This is a genomic window from Photobacterium sp. GSS17, assembly GCF_028621875.1.
Taxonomy (GTDB): Bacteria; Pseudomonadota; Gammaproteobacteria; order Enterobacterales; family Vibrionaceae; genus Photobacterium; species Photobacterium ganghwense.
On the sequence record NZ_CP117517.1, the window covers coordinates 1,594,275 to 1,610,716 of the forward strand.

Annotated in this window: 13 protein-coding genes and 1 tRNA gene; 5 read left to right on the top strand and 9 right to left on the bottom strand. The window is 48.4% G+C overall.

What is annotated here, in order from left to right:
• Positions 1–48: 48 nt before the first annotated feature.
• Positions 49–1,119 carry a ketoacyl-ACP synthase III gene (locus PGW97_RS07110; RefSeq protein WP_047885535.1) on the bottom strand — a complete coding sequence of 357 codons (1,071 nt, stop codon included), beginning with the start codon at positions 1,117–1,119 and terminating at the stop codon, positions 49–51.
• 157 nt (positions 1,120–1,276) lie between these two features.
• Between PGW97_RS07110 and PGW97_RS07115 the strand changes: the two genes are divergently transcribed.
• Entirely contained in the window at positions 1,277–2,257 is a 981-nt protein-coding gene (locus PGW97_RS07115; protein WP_047885534.1) for a Gfo/Idh/MocA family protein, read from the top strand.
• A gap of 379 nt (positions 2,258–2,636) precedes the next feature.
• Here the strand turns inward: PGW97_RS07115 and PGW97_RS07120 are convergent, their stop codons facing one another.
• On the bottom strand, positions 2,637–4,007 hold the full coding sequence (locus tag PGW97_RS07120) for an SLC13 family permease (protein WP_047885533.1): 1,371 nt from the start codon (positions 4,005–4,007) through the stop codon (positions 2,637–2,639).
• A 165-nt stretch (positions 4,008–4,172) separates the two neighbouring features.
• Here PGW97_RS07120 and PGW97_RS07125 point away from each other — a divergent pair, with 165 nt between their 5' ends.
• Entirely contained in the window at positions 4,173–4,442 is a 270-nt protein-coding gene (locus PGW97_RS07125; protein ID WP_217391191.1) for a hypothetical protein, read from the top strand.
• Positions 4,443–4,759: 317 nt separating this feature from the next.
• Here PGW97_RS07125 and PGW97_RS07130 read toward each other — a convergent pair whose 3' ends face one another.
• The 3 genes from PGW97_RS07130 to PGW97_RS07140 form a co-directional block, all read right to left on the bottom strand.
• Positions 4,760–5,437, bottom strand: a complete 678-nt coding sequence (locus PGW97_RS07130) for a SanA/YdcF family protein (RefSeq protein WP_047885531.1) — start codon at positions 5,435–5,437, stop codon at positions 4,760–4,762.
• 321 nt (positions 5,438–5,758) lie between these two features.
• A tRNA-Pro gene (locus PGW97_RS07135) sits at positions 5,759–5,835 on the bottom strand.
• A 412-nt stretch (positions 5,836–6,247) separates the two neighbouring features.
• On the bottom strand, positions 6,248–7,279 hold the full coding sequence (locus PGW97_RS07140) for a ribonuclease T2 family protein (RefSeq protein ID WP_047885530.1): 1,032 nt from the start codon (positions 7,277–7,279) through the stop codon (positions 6,248–6,250).
• A 437-nt stretch (positions 7,280–7,716) separates the two neighbouring features.
• On the opposite strand from PGW97_RS07140, the gene PGW97_RS07145 reads away from it, so the two are divergent.
• The 3 genes from PGW97_RS07145 to PGW97_RS07155 all read left to right on the top strand — a co-directional run bounded on the left by PGW97_RS07145 (position 7,717) and on the right by PGW97_RS07155 (position 10,151).
• Positions 7,717–8,025, top strand: coding sequence for a hypothetical protein (locus tag PGW97_RS07145; RefSeq protein ID WP_047885529.1), 309 nt, complete (start codon positions 7,717–7,719; stop codon positions 8,023–8,025).
• A 435-nt stretch (positions 8,026–8,460) separates the two neighbouring features.
• Positions 8,461–9,315 carry an ABC transporter ATP-binding protein gene (locus PGW97_RS07150; protein WP_217391192.1) on the top strand — a complete coding sequence of 285 codons (855 nt, stop codon included), beginning with the start codon at positions 8,461–8,463 and terminating at the stop codon, positions 9,313–9,315.
• A complete protein-coding gene (locus tag PGW97_RS07155; RefSeq protein ID WP_273859477.1) occupies positions 9,312–10,151 on the top strand; it encodes an ABC transporter in 840 nt (279 codons plus the stop codon). Before PGW97_RS07150 ends, PGW97_RS07155 begins: the two co-directional genes overlap by 4 nt.
• 122 nt (positions 10,152–10,273) lie before the next feature.
• Here the strand turns inward: PGW97_RS07155 and PGW97_RS07160 are convergent, their stop codons facing one another.
• The 4 genes from PGW97_RS07160 to PGW97_RS07175 form a co-directional block, all read right to left on the bottom strand.
• Entirely contained in the window at positions 10,274–10,477 is a 204-nt protein-coding gene (locus PGW97_RS07160; RefSeq protein WP_047885526.1) for a helix-turn-helix domain-containing protein, read from the bottom strand.
• Positions 10,478–10,577: 100 nt separating this feature from the next.
• On the bottom strand, positions 10,578–13,406 hold the full coding sequence (locus PGW97_RS07165) for an Hsp70 family protein (protein WP_273859480.1): 2,829 nt from the start codon (positions 13,404–13,406) through the stop codon (positions 10,578–10,580).
• Positions 13,407–13,657: 251 nt separating this feature from the next.
• Positions 13,658–15,493, bottom strand: a complete 1,836-nt coding sequence (locus PGW97_RS07170; RefSeq protein WP_273859483.1) for an Hsp70 family protein — start codon at positions 15,491–15,493, stop codon at positions 13,658–13,660.
• On the bottom strand, positions 15,493–16,119 hold the full coding sequence (locus PGW97_RS07175; RefSeq protein ID WP_207103702.1) for a DUF2760 domain-containing protein: 627 nt from the start codon (positions 16,117–16,119) through the stop codon (positions 15,493–15,495). Before PGW97_RS07175 ends, PGW97_RS07170 begins: the two co-directional genes overlap by 1 nt.
• Between the last annotated feature and the right edge of the window lie 323 nt (positions 16,120–16,442).

A 16,442-nucleotide genomic window follows, 5' to 3' on the forward strand; every position in this document is an offset into this window, starting at 1 on the left:
GGTTTTGTTGTTTCAGAGACTCATGACGGACATATCCGATAACTGCTGTTAACGTTTGCAGTTTTTGATGGCGTCGGCCAGTAATTCTGTGGCTGTGAAGTGGCATTCAGGCAAATCCGCATCGCACGGATGGCGTGGCTCAACCCTCGGTCCCCATTGAATGACGCCAGCCCCCCAGGTCAACCCTGCACCAAAGGCAGCTGACAGAATGGTGTCTCCAGGCTTGATTTTGCCTTCTTCAACGGCTTCACACAGCGCGATAGGCACAGTGGCAGCCGAGGTATTGCCGTATTTATGGATATTGATGAAGGCTTTTTCCAGCGGGATGCCGGAATGCTCGCACAGCGCTTCAATAATGCGCTGGTTTGCCTGATGGGGGATGACGACGTCAATGTCATCCTGCGTCAGGTTAGCGCGCTCCATGACCATTTTGGCTGCGGTTCCCATTCCACGCACCGCACGGCGGAAGATTTCACGTCCGACAAAGTTGAACGCAAAGTGTCCTGCATCCGGGCTGTAGCGATCCATCCCGACTCCAAAATCCGGAATCGCCAGTACGTCGCGACCTTCTGAATCACAACCCAGCTGAGCTGTCAGTAGTCCAGAATGCTGTGTGGAGCGGCTTAATACCACAGCACCCGCACCGTCACCGAACAGAACTGCCGTGTCACGTTTACTCCAGTCCAGATACCAGGACAGACGCTCAGCACCAATAACCAGTGCATGCTCATAGTTGCCGGCCTGAATCATTTTACTGGCTGTTTCCAGCCCGTAGAGAAATCCTGTGCATGCCGCATTCATATCAAATGCTGCGGCTTTCTTAGCCCCTAAATCCAGCTGGACTTTCGACGCGATATTTGGAACCAGGGTATCCGGTGAGCACGTCGCGACAATGATGAGGTCCAGCTCGGAACCATCAATTCCTGCCGCAGCCAGTGCGCGTTCGCCAGCCACTTTGGCCAGTTCAGAAGTTTTCACATGGCTGATGCGACGAGAATGAATACCGGTGCGGGTGCGGATCCATTCATCAGAAGTATCAACAAACTGACTCAGTTCTTCGTTTGTCAGTTCGGTTGGCGGCAGACACTTTCCCCAACCAGTAATTTCGGCATAGTACATAGGATGACTCTTATTATTGTTGTCCAACACAATTTCGCCATGACACCTTAACGTAATTACAACAGAAAATCAGTGCGTCAGCTTGAAATATGGAGCGATTCATCAGGAAAAGGATTTGTTACAATCAGCAGGTACACATTAAAAAAAGGAATAAACCATGATTCGCTTGGGTGTAATAGGCACAAACTGGATTACCGACCGTTTTATCGAGGCAGCGCTCGCGTCAGGCAAGTATCAGTTGGCAGCGGTATACTCCCGGACAATGGAGCAGGCGAAAGCCTTTGCCGCAAAATATGATACCGCTGAGTGCTTTGACTCGCTGGAAACGATGGCGGCCTCTGAGGCTATCGATGCAGTGTACATTGCCAGCCCGAACTCGTTTCATGCCCCGCAGGCGAAACAGTTTCTTCAGGCAGGTAAACACGTGATTGGTGAAAAGCCGCTTGCATCGAACTTCACTGAAGTTCAGGACTTGATTGATGTCGCGCAACAGAATCAGGTGGTGCTGTTTGAAGCTATGAAAGCAACGTATACGCCGAACTTTTACGCCATGAAACAGGCGTTACCGAAGTTGGGTAAATTGCGCAAAGTGTATTTGTCTTACTGCCAGTACTCTTCCCGTTACCAGAAATACCTGGACGGTGAAAATCCGAATACGTTTAACCCGGCGTTTTCCAATGGTTCACTGATGGATATTGGCATTTATCCGTTGAGCACGGCGATTGCACTGTTTGGTGAGCCTAACAGTTTTACGGCACAGGGGGCACTTCTGGATTCGGGTGTTGATGCGCACGGTACGCTTGTGTTGCATTACCGCGAGTGTGACGTGGTGGTGTGTCACTCAAAAGTGAGCGATGGAATTATCCCAAGTGAAATTCAGGGCGAGCAGGGTACGTTACTGGTTGATTTTATTTCTGAATGTCATGGTGTAAAACTGCACCGTCGAGGTGAACCCGTCGTCGATTTGTCCGTAGCGCAGGATGAGAATGCGATGCGCTATGAGGCCGAAGTTTTTGCCGAATTGGTAGAGAGCCAGCAGGTTGACCATGAAGGGTTACTGCGCAGCCAGATTGTCAGTGCAATCATTACTCAGGCTCGAGAAATTATTGGTGTGCGCTATCCGGCCGATAAGCTGTAATACCTAATCAGTGAATACTGCTCGTCTGACTTGAGTCGATGTATAAGCAGCAACTGAAGGATACCTAAAAACACAGGTGCTTTTAGACGCACGATATCGATGAACGAAAAAAGACCGATATGTTCAGCTTACAGCTGTTCATATTGGTCTTTTTATTTGAATCTGTGTGTAACCCGGCCAGGAGATGCTTGTCTGGCTTTTTTGTCGCTAGGGAGCATTCGTGTATTACGACGAGAGGGCAGTAGATTGGCATCCGTGAGTGCTATGAAGGCGTTTTTATTGGGGCGATTGGGGGTAATTGGGCCGGGATATGGCAGAAACAGAAGGGCCTCTCAATTTGAGAGGCCCTTTTTATTGAATGTTTGAGCAGGCTGGCGGATTACCAGAACAGGTAAGCAATCAGTGTCAGCACCACAATACAAGCCAGGTTCAGGTAGATACCGGCTTTCATCATCTCAGACTGCTTGATGTGGCCCGAACCAAACACGATTGCGTTAGGTGGTGTTGCCACTGGCAACATGAAGGCACATGAAGCGGCAACAGCAATCAGAGCAGACAGAATGACAGGTGATACACCCAACGCTTCTGCTACGGTCGCAAATACTGGCACCAGCAGTGCCGCACTTGCCGTGTTACTTGCAAACTCAGTCAGGAAGACAACGAAGCCCGCAATAACCAGAATCGTGAAGAACAGACCAGCTTGATCCAGGAAACCACTCAGCCCTTCAGCCAGGAACACACTGGTGCCGGTTGCTTTCAGGATATTACTCAGACAGATACCACCACCGAACAGCAGCAGAACGCCCCAGTCAGTTGATTTTTGGATATCTTTCCACTCAACAACGCGCGAGGTGCCCAGCATGACGATGGCAAACAGAGCTACCAGAGTGTCGAAGCTGCCGAAACCACCCAGGAATGCGTTAATCGGTTTGCTGAAAATCCACAGGAAGACAGTGATAGAGAAGATAACCAGTGTCGCCAGTTTACCGTTGGTCCATTCAACCGGCTTATGATCCAGTTCGAACGTGTGGTTCAGGTTTGGTTTAAGCAGCAGGTACAGCAAACCTACAGAAACAGGTAGCAGGATAGCTGTAACTGGCACACCGAATGCCATCCACTCTGTAAAGCTCAGACCCACTTCTGCAGCGGCAATGGCGTTTGGTGGGCTACCAACGATGGTTGCGATACCACCGATACTTGCACAGTAAGCGATACCCAGCAACACGAAGACATAAGTGCTGCGTTCACTTTTGGCGTTAACTTTGTTCAGGACACCCAGTACCAGTGGCAGCATCATTGCTGCAGTGGCTGTATTACTGATCCACATAGACAGACCTGCAGTCACCCCAAACAGCATGAATACGGCAACAGACATCTTGCCTTTAGCCATCAGCAGTACTTTGTCAGCAATCGCTTTATCCAGTTCTTGCTTATGCAGTGCGGCTGCCAAAGCGAAACCACCCAGGAAAAGGAAAATAATCGGGTTGGCATAGTTACTGAGCGCCTGAGGCGTCTGGAAAATGCCAAATCCAATTGCCAGAATAGGAATCAGGATAGCGGTAATACTGACGTGTAGCGCTTCCGTCAGCCAAAGTACAGCAACGAACACCAGAATACTCAGGCCGACAACCACGTTGTGGTCAAAAGGCAGGGTATTCAGCAGTATTGTAAAAAGGGCGATGTCTGCCAGCAGAATAATACTGTTCCGGTCAAACAGCCACTTACGTAGGGTCATGGTCAAGGCTGTCATAATAGTTCCTTTCGCTAGATTATAGTTATTACCGAGCAAGTGCTTGTCTTGGCGGTGAATCGGGTACAGATGTTATCAGTTGTATGGCTATTGTTAACCAAAGAGCGCGCAAATGTTGTGCCTTTATCGGGTGGGTTTTTCTTTTTGTGAGTTGGTGTTCAGGGAATGTGTGGGAATATACCCATTGAAGCTGTCACCCATGAAACAGAAAGTATTCCCCGTCGCATCTTATGGGGTACACCGTCAGAGATGTTAACAAAAAAGTCGTGGCGTAATGATGATGTTCGCCTGGCAGAAGGGCATCATTTGGATGAATCTGACCTGAACAACAATGTCAATACTTTGACTGGTGTTATGGACGCACAGCAGGTTTTTGGCGAAACAAGTGTGATCTTGCTCCAATTAAGGTTGGCGCCTGATGAATACAGTATTTAGTTACTGTTATGCCTTATGTATCATAAGTAAAAAGGAATCATAATTAATATACAAAAAGGCTAGGGACACAATGAGTACAAAGAAGGTTTTGATGAAAAAGCGCATTCAGAGTGAAGTACAAACTCACATGCGTAGCGTAAGAGCAAAATTTATCAGATCCTTTGCCGACGGCTCTAAGGCGAAAGTCAATTGAACAGTATTTGTGATGAAAAACGCCACTGAAACTCAGTGGCGTTTTTGTATCCGTTAGTCAGCCGGTTCATCGAAAGGAATTGATGACACAGCATTATATTTACGTCAGCGTGTGCGTTGCGGGCTTACAGTGATGAATGTGGGGCATCCTGTTCAAGCCTTTGTTGCAAGATTGGCTCTTTCGGTCCCGGAAACTTCGGCTGCATATCTAGCACATAGATATCAATAACCGCTTTTACGCGTGCGAATACTTCCCTAACACGGATTTTCATTCCCGCAGCACCTTTGGGTTCAGGTACGGCCAGACAAATGGCATCGATGTTGTTTTGTTTAGCAATAAAGAGTGCCCGTTCGCAGTGAAAGCGCTGTGTGATAATGACAAAGTGGTCGGCATCGAACACACTTTTAGCGCGCACTACAGAGTCCAGCGTTCTGAACCCCGCGTAATCCAGCACGATGTTTTGATCCGGGATCCCGGCTTTCAATAAGTCCCGCTTCATGGTCCAGGGTTCATTGTAAGAACGATGGGCATTATCACCACTGAGTAGCAGCACATTGACCTTTCCTAACTGGTACAGGTTTTGGGCGGCATTCATCCGGTATTGATAGTAGGGGTTCAGTGACTTCGCGATATATTTGCTGGTGCCCAGCACCAGACCGACTGAGCGGGCTGGGATATCTGCAGTATCTTCAAAAATTCGCGACGAAGCCTGAGACGTAAACCACCGATCAACAAGCAAGGCAGATGAGGCAAACAGAATCAGAAAAACAACACTGATGCGTAAGAAAAACAGCAGTTTCATAAAAGAAGTGGAACCATATATCTGTGAAAGCCTCATTACTATTCATCATTAGCAGCATGACTGAACAACATACGCTCAAGCCTGCTGTAAGTATACTACCTTAATTTATTGATAACTTTCTGTAAACTAACGGTCAGAATCGTCCTCATGTCGCGACGGGATCTGCGGCATTATTAATCAGAGATGACTAAAATTTCACTGGTAACAAAGGATTAAGGAAAGGTACACAGAAAAATACCTTCAGCCGAAGGAGGCATGAAAAAGGTGCTCTGAAAGTGAATGTTGAGAGTAGGGAAGATGCATCAGAATAAAAAAGCCTTCTGGTCGGACATACTGGATTCGAACCAGCGACCCCTACTCCCCCAGAGTAGTGCGCTACCAGGCTGCGCTAATGTCCGCCAAAAGGCTTTATATTCATTACGTTAGTGCAAATGAGTGTACTCAAGAAAATAAAGAATGCAATAGCCTCTCCACGAGAAATTTAAGCTATCTCTCAGAACAGGTCGGTTGTTTGGTGAAAAATTCCCCATCTTATCTCTGGTTTGTAACTGTCTGGCTGTGTATGTCTGTTTTTGGATATCTGGCTACTGGCTACTGATTGACTGATGATTGTGTGCCTGTCGTAAAAATGTAAGAGAAGCATTCGCGGTGTTTAATCAAGTCATGACGAGGAGCGGCGCTAAGTAAGGATAGCGCGCTAAGGGTAGAAACAAATGCAGCCGGTAAGGCCATTACAGGCTGCATTCGTGTAATGGGAGAACATTTGTGTTGTGGGAAAATCAGGTTTCCTGGCTATAACTGGGGGAGCGTTTAATCCTCGATGCGGATATTGGCCTGACAGTTCCCTCTGAACGCCTTGTCTTGTCCCCGTTTTTTAAAACCGGTCTGGGCAGAATATGCTTCAAGCTTGGCACGCAGTGTTGAGTGTTGTTCAAAATCATTCGGCAGTGAAAGGCGTATCTCTTGCAGATAATGACCGTTCAGGCAAGAAAGCTGAATACCTTGGGTCGCACTTTCGCCCAATGACGCAACCATCATCTCACGGAAGTGAGTTACAGGGACGGATTTGCCAATGTTAGCTTTAATGAATTGCCCTACCACAGACTGATCGACCTGTTGCACTAATTTTGTGGCCAATAAGAAATAGTCGTCATCTGCGCGGTTCTGGCAGGCACCGTGTTTCTTCCACTGGTATTCACCAAAGTCAGTTTCATAATAAAAGTTAGGCATCCAGGGAGCGATCGCTTTTATCGTGGAAGGTGAAAGGCGCATTGGCTCAGCGGGTTCACAGTACCCATATTGGGTGCCACAAACATTTCGATTCGGCCATAAACCGTGCAAGGTCAGATTATTAACAGTGAGTTTATTGTGGTTAATCGCACGGCATTCAGGTTTTTGATTGGCATTTTTGTTGTGCTCACAAAATCCTTTTTGCCAACTGACAGCCAGAACATAGGAGTCATGCTGGTTTGGAATCTGGCATTGGTTGTTTTGGCGTTTATTATTCTGAGATGCCGTAAATGGCGGCGACTGAGATTGTGTGAAATCCGCTTTACCGCAATTAAGGTTTACCCAGCGTTCTTGCGGGTGAGCACCAGGAATGGCCAACTGAACCCAGTCGCCATTTGGTTTGTTAAGCTGTAATGCCTGATAGGTGTTGCCGGAATCAGTGTACCAGTCGCCCGGGTTAGCTTGTTTCTTGATGGATTGAAAAGCCGGGCACCGTTCTGAGGCAGTGAACGATCCATTAACCTTAACTGAAGCGAAACTGGTAATTGGGACTAAACTGGCAATGAGCAGAAAAGCGAAATGTTTAATTGGACGAGTCTGTGAAATTGGCATGATTTAATTAGGCGCGTATGTATGGAAATATTTGCAGATATTATAGAGGATACGATTCATATAGATAAACTGTTGCCAAACAAACAAGTGTGAACCACACTCATTTTGAAAGAACAAAAACCTGCTACTACCTGAACGAAGGTTAATTTTGAAGAAATTTAAGTTCACATGTACAAGAAGTAGAGGTATCATCGGCCTGTCTAACCTTAGTGGTTTCTGATTGCCACGCTCTATGCTCTCAATGACAATGCTTTAAATGACGAGTGTCCTGCATATTGAATGTGGTTCAGAATGTTTGTCAAACCAGCTCAGTTCTGAGGCTGTGTTTTTTGTTGTGACTTTTCGATTATCAATTCCGTGCCTCGCTGAGAGTCAATCATATCTTCTGTCGATTCAGAATGAGCCGGATGTGGTATTCGGTTTAAGAGGTATAATTCATGGATAATTTTGCTGCCGCTGAAAAGGCGCTATCAGCGATGCTGAAAAGCGTTGATAGTAAATCAGGTTCAGTTAAAGAAGAGCGCGTTGATTACCGCCAGATATTGATTGATTTTGCTGATGAGGTTCCTGGTCGTCAGAAAGCTGTAATTAAGCGTATTCCATTACAGAAGATTAATAACTTGATTGCTGTGTTGCACGAGTTTAAAGAAGAGTCGCGTAAGGTTCGTATGAATGAGATCCTGGCGCAGATGGAAAAAGACGGGGTACACCCGGAAGAATTGCTGGAAAACAGCTACGAAGTATAAAACTGACTGCATATATTTGGTTGGCGAGTTTTGAGCACCAAGTTCTGATTCGTGAATAAGAAAAAGATATCTTGTTCACCGATAATTAAGCCATTTAATTATCGATTTTCTGTTGCGTGTAATGCGTACACAGTTAACTCTCAATGAATTCTAATGATTAAAGAGAGTGATTTTCTCTTTACCTCTTACTTGGGCGCCAAATATGGTTTGGCGCTTCTGTCTTTTATTGTCTTTCCTTTGTCTGATGTAATATAAGTTTCTTACAATTGAAACGGACGCTGTCATCTTGCTCATTCTGTGCTATCAACTGAGCAATCTATTGGATTCTGTATATCAATTTAGGCTTGGTATAAACTAGTGCTTCAGCATTGATTGTGCCAAGAAATCTGGCCTGTCAAAAAATAAATGCAAAGAAAAAATATACAGGCGTAAAGTGTGGAAACTTTAATTAAAGCGAAACAACTGAGCAAATCTTATGGCCGGTTTAAAGCCCTGATGGATGTCAGTTTTGAATTGAAAGCCGGGCAGGTGATGGGGCTGCTTGGCCACAATGGTGCAGGAAAATCATCATTAATCAAAAGTTTACTTGGTGCCCATGATTTTGATGGCGAGCTTTCTGTTTTTGGGTTGTCGCCCCGTAAGGATCGGGTGAACATCGTCCGTGATCTGGCCTACATCTCTGATGTTGCCATGTTACCGGAGTGGATGACCGTGAAGCAGGTGATCAATTATGTGTCCGGCGTGCACCCGAAATTCAGTAAAGACGCTGTTCATGAGTTTCTGAAAAAAACAAATATACAGTTATCAACCCGAATCTCTCGTCTGTCGAAAGGTATGAAAGTGCAGTTGCATTTAGGGTTAGTTATGTCGAGTCAGGCAAAAGTTCTGATTCTTGATGAGCCTACTCTGGGACTGGATTTAATGTTCCGTGAGACATTTTACCAGCACCTGATGCAATGGTTTGAGCAAGGCGACCGAGCGTTAATTATTGCCAGCCACGAAGTTGATGAAATTGCCCATTTACTGACAGATGTGTTGATTTTAAAACGCGGCAAGCCTGTGTTTATGGGAACCATTGCCGATGCGGTAACTCAACTGACGAAAGTACAGTTATTGCCCGAGCAATACCATGCTGCAGAAGTGGCCCGCCCGGTTTGGATTCAACATGGGGCAAATTCTCGAGTGGGGTATTACCGCAATCAGCCCCCTGAAAAACTGGCTCGCTTAGGGGAACTCTCTATCCCAACGTTGGCAGAAGTGTTTTTGGCATTACAGCAGGAGGAACAATGAAAAGCTGGATGACGTTGCTACAGAAAGAACTGCTGGAATATCGAATCGTTATCAAGCTGCCGTTGTTTCTTGTCGTGTTTGCCGTGGTCAATTTTGCCATTGTTCTTAGCGGGGACAGTCAGGTGATGTTCTCTGTAAAGAGCTCGGGCGCGATGATTGACTGGGGAATCGAAGTGGATGCGTTTGCGGGACTCATCGGGAAATTGAATGAGTTGCTCGCCGGTATTGTTTCTTTAGTGCTGTTTTTTATTTATGTTCCGAAGACGATGCGTAAAGAAAAACAAGAGGGAAGTCTGATGTTCTGGCGTTCAATGCCTGTGTCTGACACGCTGGCAGTGGCGGCCAAGCTTTGTTTCGCGCTGGTGGTTATTCCCGCTATCTCTTCCGTTTTGTTGCTTAGCGCTGATGCCATTGTCTGGGTGCTGGCGTCGCTCTTTATGCCGCAGGACGTAATTGCCTCGCTGGGCATTTCAGTAACTGGTGCCGCAATGCACTGGATTGGTTATGTGACGCGCCTTGGCTTGATGAGCCTGGCATTATTGCCGATTGCCACCTTGCTGCTGGCAGTTTCTCAGCTGACACGTTATCCACTATTAACAGTGATTATGGCGATTGTTATCTTCAAGGTTGCGATGATTCAGGCGACAGGTTCAACGGAACTTGGAAGTCGACTCTCTGATATTTACTGGCTACCGGTAACCGTATTGACCAGCAGTGAACCTCTACTCGCTTATTTGACGTTAGGCTGGCTGAACGCGGTACTGCTGGTTGCTAGTGTGCTGTTGTTCCTGGCATCCGTCTGGTTACGCGGGCGAGATGAAATGCTACGTATGTGATAGCGATGTTAGCTAGCGAATAGAGCCAGTTAGGACACACTGTTTAGCACCTTGAACTGATAGAAATAAAAACGGAGAGCAGTGCTCTCCGTTTTTATTTTCTTCCCTGTCAGCAACAGCGGTCAGGCTGTTGTGACACTCTTGATGTAGTCTACTTCACGCTTGTACTTACGAACATTACGTGACAGTGTGCCCTTAGGAACATCAAAGCGTTTCTCAGCTTCGTAGCTGGAAAGGCCTTCAAACACTACAGCTTCGACAGCAACGCGTTGATTGTCAGATTTAAAAATACGTTGTGCGATAATTTGGTATTGGGCTCGGTTCATCTGGTATTACTCGCTCGGCAAAAAAGGACTAAAATTGCTCAAAAGTAAAAAGTCGTTTTATTTATGCCACAGAGATTACCAGCCGAACCCTAACAGAACCTTAATCGAGCAAGCGAAGACCTGCTGGTAGTGCATCACCAAATACGCGTTTTGTTTCGCTTTCTGTAAGCATTTTCACGGAAGATACCATCTCAATCCAGCTTTCAGGTACTTTGCTGAGCTTCAGTTTTTCCAGTACAGCCTGACGGCTTTCATCATCCACATCCAGTGTCCGGTCACCGGTCATGCGGCACATCATAACGGCCGCAAAGGCGATGTTGGAATCATTGCGCCAATCGAGCTCCATCAGCTCTGGTAAACAGTAGGCAACGTGCTGTGGTGTTAGCAGGTTATGCGCACTGCCATAAAACGGGCTACGCGTTGCAATCCGGCCAATGGCCCACCAATGTGCCTGAGCGAACTGGGGCTTCTGCAAGCGGCCGAAAAGCCACTCAATCAGCTGCAGTTTGTACTCAAACGGCAGGTTTTCCAGTGATGCTGCTAAACGAACCATGTCCTCGTAGCTGCGATCCTGCATTTCTTTAGCCAGCTTACTGTTTCGCAATGCCGACGGATTAATGTACTTGGCAATTTCCTTAAAAATCAGTTTTTGCTGTTCCTGAGTTAGCCCCCCGGCGACGCGCCGCCAGAAGGTCCACCAGTCGCTCCAGGTTTTCGGGTTATCAAACTGAATACCATGCTGGTAAAGCGACCAGATTTGCTCCATGCGCCATTCATCTGACGGGTAACCAAAACCGGGACGCATCGTAAATCCGGCCAGTTTTAGCCAGTTTCGTTCGTGTAAATCTGAACGGCGACGGCGCTTGCGGCTGTCGAGCAGAGCATTGGCCAGCTCTCGCAAACACGGCGTTTCCCAGCTATCTCGTTTCCCCAGTAATTTTTCCAGTTGTTTGTTGATGGTTTTGATGGCTTTTGGATCGGCCGTTTTGGTGCTGCCACCGTACACTTGTTTAATTAGTGCTACTGCGTCATCCATTTTGGCCGGTACACCGGACTCGGCCAGATTCGCGTGACCAGACTGATTCAGTTTTGCCAGATCTTTTCGGATGGCAAATTCGACTTTCCAGCGTTTGGTGTCGTCCTGGGTACTGACGCATTCCAGTTGCAGTGTTCCCACCTCGGTAAGCTGGCAGGCCAGGGTAACTTCCTCGCGATCTTTCTGGTTGGCAGCCAGTTCAGAGCGATCCCGCTCACTGTCGAGTGTGGCAATGAAAGGCGGCAGACTAACGAAGCTCTCATGATCGATAGGGTAAAGCTTGCCGGCTTGTGTGTGCTGATCGTCAGTGGAAGAAACAAGGTTGAAACGAACCGGTTCGCCCAGCGTCAGGGCAAATTTACGATCTTTCAGACGAATTTCAGTGCCTTCATCCAGCCCTTTCGGCAGCAGGCATAAGCCTTGTCTGTCTTTTTTCTTGTCATCCAGAACCAGAAAGAACGAGCGGGCTGAACCGCCACCGATTTTAAGCTGTGCCCCGTGACGGGCTTTGGCATACGCAACAGCACCAAAGGCGACGGCCAGATCCGGATGTGGGTTTTCAAGTTCAGTGACAGTGTCACCTCGCCATGCAGAAAAGTTTTCCAGCACCCGCTCGGAGAGCAGTGGACTGTTAAACACCCCGCCGTTAAGGATCACAGCGGCCGGAATTGCGGGTTGCCCATTGGATAGCTCGATACCTTTTTCACGAAGAGATTCGCGGCAAACACTGTCGTGCAATGAGATAAACTGCGCCAGGTGTTTACTGATTGCCGGATCGGCAGCATAGGGCAGGCCAAACTCCACCACGGCAGCTTGACGATGGGCAGGCTGATCACTGAACGCAGTGCGAGGGAAAAAGCCATCAAGCGCAACACCGTGTACTTCGTCACGGGTCAGAGCCACACTTTTTGCTCCGCCAATCAGGCGTGAACCGCTGCCAAGCATGGTGATGTTGGCACTTTCCGGCGCGTTACCAGAGAGCAGATGTTCTTTGACTTTGCGGGTTTGCTGAATCAGCTTTGATAGTCCGGCGGCACTGAGCTTTTTACTGTCGCCGTGAAGTCGTTTTTCAGCCAGATGTGCTAGGGCCAGGTCAATATTGTCACCACCCAGCATCAGGTGATCCCCGACACCGATACGATCCAATGTTAGTTTGCCTGCTTTTGTACCGACTTTGATCAGGCTGAGATCTGTGGTTCCTCCTCCGACATCGCAGACCATCAGCAACGGAATATCCTGCAGCAGATGCTCCGCCTGCGATTTATTCTGTGCATACCAGTCGTAGCAGACTGCCTGTGGCTCTTCCAATAACAAAATATTGGTTAATCCGGCCATGGCTGCGGCTTCCAGGGTCAGCGCCCGGGCTGATTCATCGAAAGAAGCCGGCACTGTTATGACGACTTCCTGTCTGTTCAGTTTGGCATCCGGGTGGTGGTAGTCCCACGCCTGGCGTACATGGTTCAGGTAACTGGCACTGGCAACGACCGGAGACACTTTCTGCACGCTGGTGTTGGCAGACCAAGGCAGGATAGGCTCATTACGGTCAACGCCGGTGTGTGACAACCAGCTTTTTGCACTGACGACCTGACGGCCTTCTACTTTAGCGCCAAGTTCACGGGCAAAATCACCAATAATGGCATGAGGAATGTCACCGCGAACCGGCGTATTGTCCCACGGCAGTACCAGCTGAGATGGATCAATTTCGCCTTCGGCTGGGTGGTAGCGGAATGACGGAAGCAGCGGCTTACGGGCGACCTCTCCCGGAGCAATGAGCTGATCAATTTCAAATATCTTGATTGGACTCGATTCTAGATCGTCAGAAATCGGGGTGTAGGCAACAACGGTATGGGTTGTCCCGAGGTCAATACCGACAAGATAACGAGGGGATGACATGATTACTCCAGGCTGATCATTCAGTGTTCAGAACATGTTGGATTCAGTGCGGATACAGGTTTTGAAAATCACCTTATCAGGATGGGCTGAAAGGGGACTGACCGGAAACTGAATCTTCCTTATTCAGATTAGTATGCAAAAAGACAGCGGCCATTATAACGTTGTAAACCGGTCTCTGTTGAGTCAAATCTTTGATTACAATAACGAACGATAAGAAAAACGGCGCATTAAGCGCCGTTTTATGGAGGGGATTACTTGTCGCGAACGTCGAATTCGACCTGCCATTTCTGGCCGCCGTCAGTCGGAATCGCTTCCAGGCACAAAGTACCCAGTTCAGTCACACGAGAAGCCAGACGAACAGGGACCACTTCACCTGCAGTACGACCTTCAGAAACTGGTAGGGTAACCTGAATCGCAGGCAGCTCTTCCAGTTCTTCCGGTTGCCACCAGTCCAGATGGGTGCCGGCCGGGTCTTCTCGGCGAACCGTTGAGCCAAAGAATTTGAACTGAACCGGCTGACCGATCACCAGACCAAATTCACGGCTTGGTACGTCGGCATGAGTGCCTTCTTCCATCCCAAACGGTGCTACGCACAGAGCTTCTAACGGTGGCTCCATGCCCGGAATTGCAGGCATTGAGCTTTCGATACCTACGTAGTAGCTGCTTGCAATACCGCCACGGATACGAACGCCTTTGCCTTTGCGCACCGAACCGTAGTAAGAGGCACCGCTTGCAACGGCCAAGTCCAGATCCACACCCTGCAGGCGCTTCGCTTCCGGGCTGCCTGCGGTGGTCAGCCAGCTGTTGATGATGGACATCAGACGCTGTGACAGCAGATCCGATTTCAGAACGCCACCGTTAAACAGAATCGCGGTCGGGCGGATGAAATCTTCGTGCAGTTGGTCGTATTTCTCAAACAGCTCATCAACCGCAGAAGATTGACGGCTCAGGAAGCCGGCAACATGACGGGAAATCGCTGCATCCTGTGCGTATGGCAGACCCATCTGGGTCAGTGCACCACGCTGCATTTCAACAGGATGTTCGTTAATGCTGTTGCGTGGGAAGAAACCTTCAACCAGTGTCTGTTGGACTTCTTCCTGAGTCAGTTCAGTCTGCAGTGTGCCGCCCAGTAGCTTCGAGCCACGGCTAGGCACCACGATCGGCATCGTTTTCAGCTCTGGGTCGCTCAGCAGTGCTTCTTTCGCATCACGACAAGCGTGTGTGATGGCCTGAATCTGCCATGGTTGAAGCTGCTTGCCTTCCTGCGCCAGTTTCATTTTCAGACGGTAAGCCAGCGCCAAATCCATGTTGTCGCCACCCAGCAGGATGTGATCGCCGACTGCAACACGGTTCAGTACCAGATTGCCGTCTTCTTCAGTGACGGCAACCAGTGAAAGGTCAGTAGTACCACCACCGATATCAACAACCAGAACCACATCGCCGACAGAAACCTGGTCACGCCAGTTGTCTTCATTGTTTTTTAGCCAGCTGTATACCGCGGCTTGTGGCTCTTCCAGCAACGTCATGTGTCGGAAACCAACTTCGCGGGCCGCATCGGCGGTTAAGTCGCGGGCTGCCGGATCAAACGAGGCCGGTACCGTAATGGTCACGTCCTGATCAAACAGCGGAGAGTCAGGATGCTGGTGATTCCACGCATCAGCCAGGTGAGACAGGTACTGACGGGTCGCTTCCAGTGGCGAAACCTTCTCAACTTCTTCCGGGCTGTTCAGCGGCAGAAACGCATCACGGCGGTTTACGCCACCATGGCACAGCCAGCTTTTTGCACTGGCAACCAGACGGATAGGGGTCTTGCTGCCTAAGTGGCGAGCCATGGCACCGACGATGGCTTTCGGCTGACCGTTCCAAGGCAGGGCCGTGTCGCCCGGTGCCAGTTCAGACTCGTGAGCCTGATACATAAAAGACGGCAGCTGATCTTTTTCTTCGACATTACCTGGCGTAGTCAGCTGGGCAATCGGCATCACGTTGACGCGAGCATCTTCATCTTGCAGATCAACGTAAGATAAAACGCAGTGTGTGGTACCCAGGTCGATACCGACACTGTAACGGTGTTCTTGTGTTTCGTGCATTACAGTTCTACCTCAGCGGCGGCAATGATACGCGCATCATGACCTTCTGCCAGTTTAGGCAGTTTGACGTCAGTGACTCTCCAGCCGCGGTGGATTAATGTTCCGGTAAATGGCGCTTCACCAACAACATTGCCGGTCAGACGAACTTCTGATGCATTAAAGCCTTGTGGCAGGGTAATGCGGGTTTCTTCGTCTTCGCTACGCACTGGGGCAAAGCTGAAGTACTCGTTCAGTACTTTCTGGCCACCTTCGTGAATAACGCGCGCAGCAGCACCGATTTCAGCATCGGCAAAGCCTTTCAAATCTTCTTGCATGAAGTCGATGAAACGGGCTTCCTGCTGAAGCAGTGAAAGTAACTGAAGTGCCGCATCAGGCGTGGCGGTTTTCAGTTTTGGTTCAACTTCGACGATCTTTTCGACTTCAACCACTTTTTCAACTTCAACAATCTTCTCGACGGGTATTTCAACCTCGACCAGTTTCTCCACTTCCTTTTCAACGACTTTCTCGATTTCTACCGGTTTGCCTTTTTTGGCGACGTACAGCACCAGAAGAACAACGACAAGACCTGCCAGCCAGGCGTGACCCATGTCGATAGTTGTCGGCATTGCCGATAGATCCACAGTCAGATTAGAAAAATCAAAAGCCATATTCCGTATTCTCTATAAACAGTGAGATTCTTATTCAAAATTAGGGCGAATCTTATCATAATCAGGGTGCATTACATCTAAGCCTGTCATTTTTTTGCCCTAATTAAATCAATTCGTTTCGCTGTCGCTCACTTTACCATCAAAAATCTCTGACAAAGCTCTGTCATCGCGGAAAAATACGCATGCTAATCTGCCCGGTCGGCCACAAGATGCGTATCCCTTTTCAGTTTTAGCGTATCTGGCTGGGTTTGCAGGAAAATGTTTACGGATTATGCCTCCGTTGCCGGTTGTTTTTGGCAATG

Coding starts and splice junctions, on each gene's coding strand:
- PGW97_RS07110 (WP_047885535.1), bottom strand. CDS start 1,119: ATGTACTATGCCGAAATTACTGGTTGGGGAAAGTGTCTGCCGCCAACC.
- PGW97_RS07115 (WP_047885534.1), top strand. CDS start 1,277: ATGATTCGCTTGGGTGTAATAGGCACAAACTGGATTACCGACCGTTTT.
- PGW97_RS07120 (WP_047885533.1), bottom strand. CDS start 4,007: ATGACAGCCTTGACCATGACCCTACGTAAGTGGCTGTTTGACCGGAAC.
- PGW97_RS07125 (WP_217391191.1), top strand. CDS start 4,173: ATGTGTGGGAATATACCCATTGAAGCTGTCACCCATGAAACAGAAAGT.
- PGW97_RS07130 (WP_047885531.1), bottom strand. CDS start 5,437: ATGAAACTGCTGTTTTTCTTACGCATCAGTGTTGTTTTTCTGATTCTG.
- PGW97_RS07140 (WP_047885530.1), bottom strand. CDS start 7,279: ATGCCAATTTCACAGACTCGTCCAATTAAACATTTCGCTTTTCTGCTC.
- PGW97_RS07145 (WP_047885529.1), top strand. CDS start 7,717: ATGGATAATTTTGCTGCCGCTGAAAAGGCGCTATCAGCGATGCTGAAA.
- PGW97_RS07155 (WP_273859477.1), top strand. CDS start 9,312: ATGAAAAGCTGGATGACGTTGCTACAGAAAGAACTGCTGGAATATCGA.
- PGW97_RS07160 (WP_047885526.1), bottom strand. CDS start 10,477: ATGAACCGAGCCCAATACCAAATTATCGCACAACGTATTTTTAAATCT.
- PGW97_RS07165 (WP_273859480.1), bottom strand. CDS start 13,406: ATGTCATCCCCTCGTTATCTTGTCGGTATTGACCTCGGGACAACCCAT.
- PGW97_RS07170 (WP_273859483.1), bottom strand. CDS start 15,493: ATGCACGAAACACAAGAACACCGTTACAGTGTCGGTATCGACCTGGGT.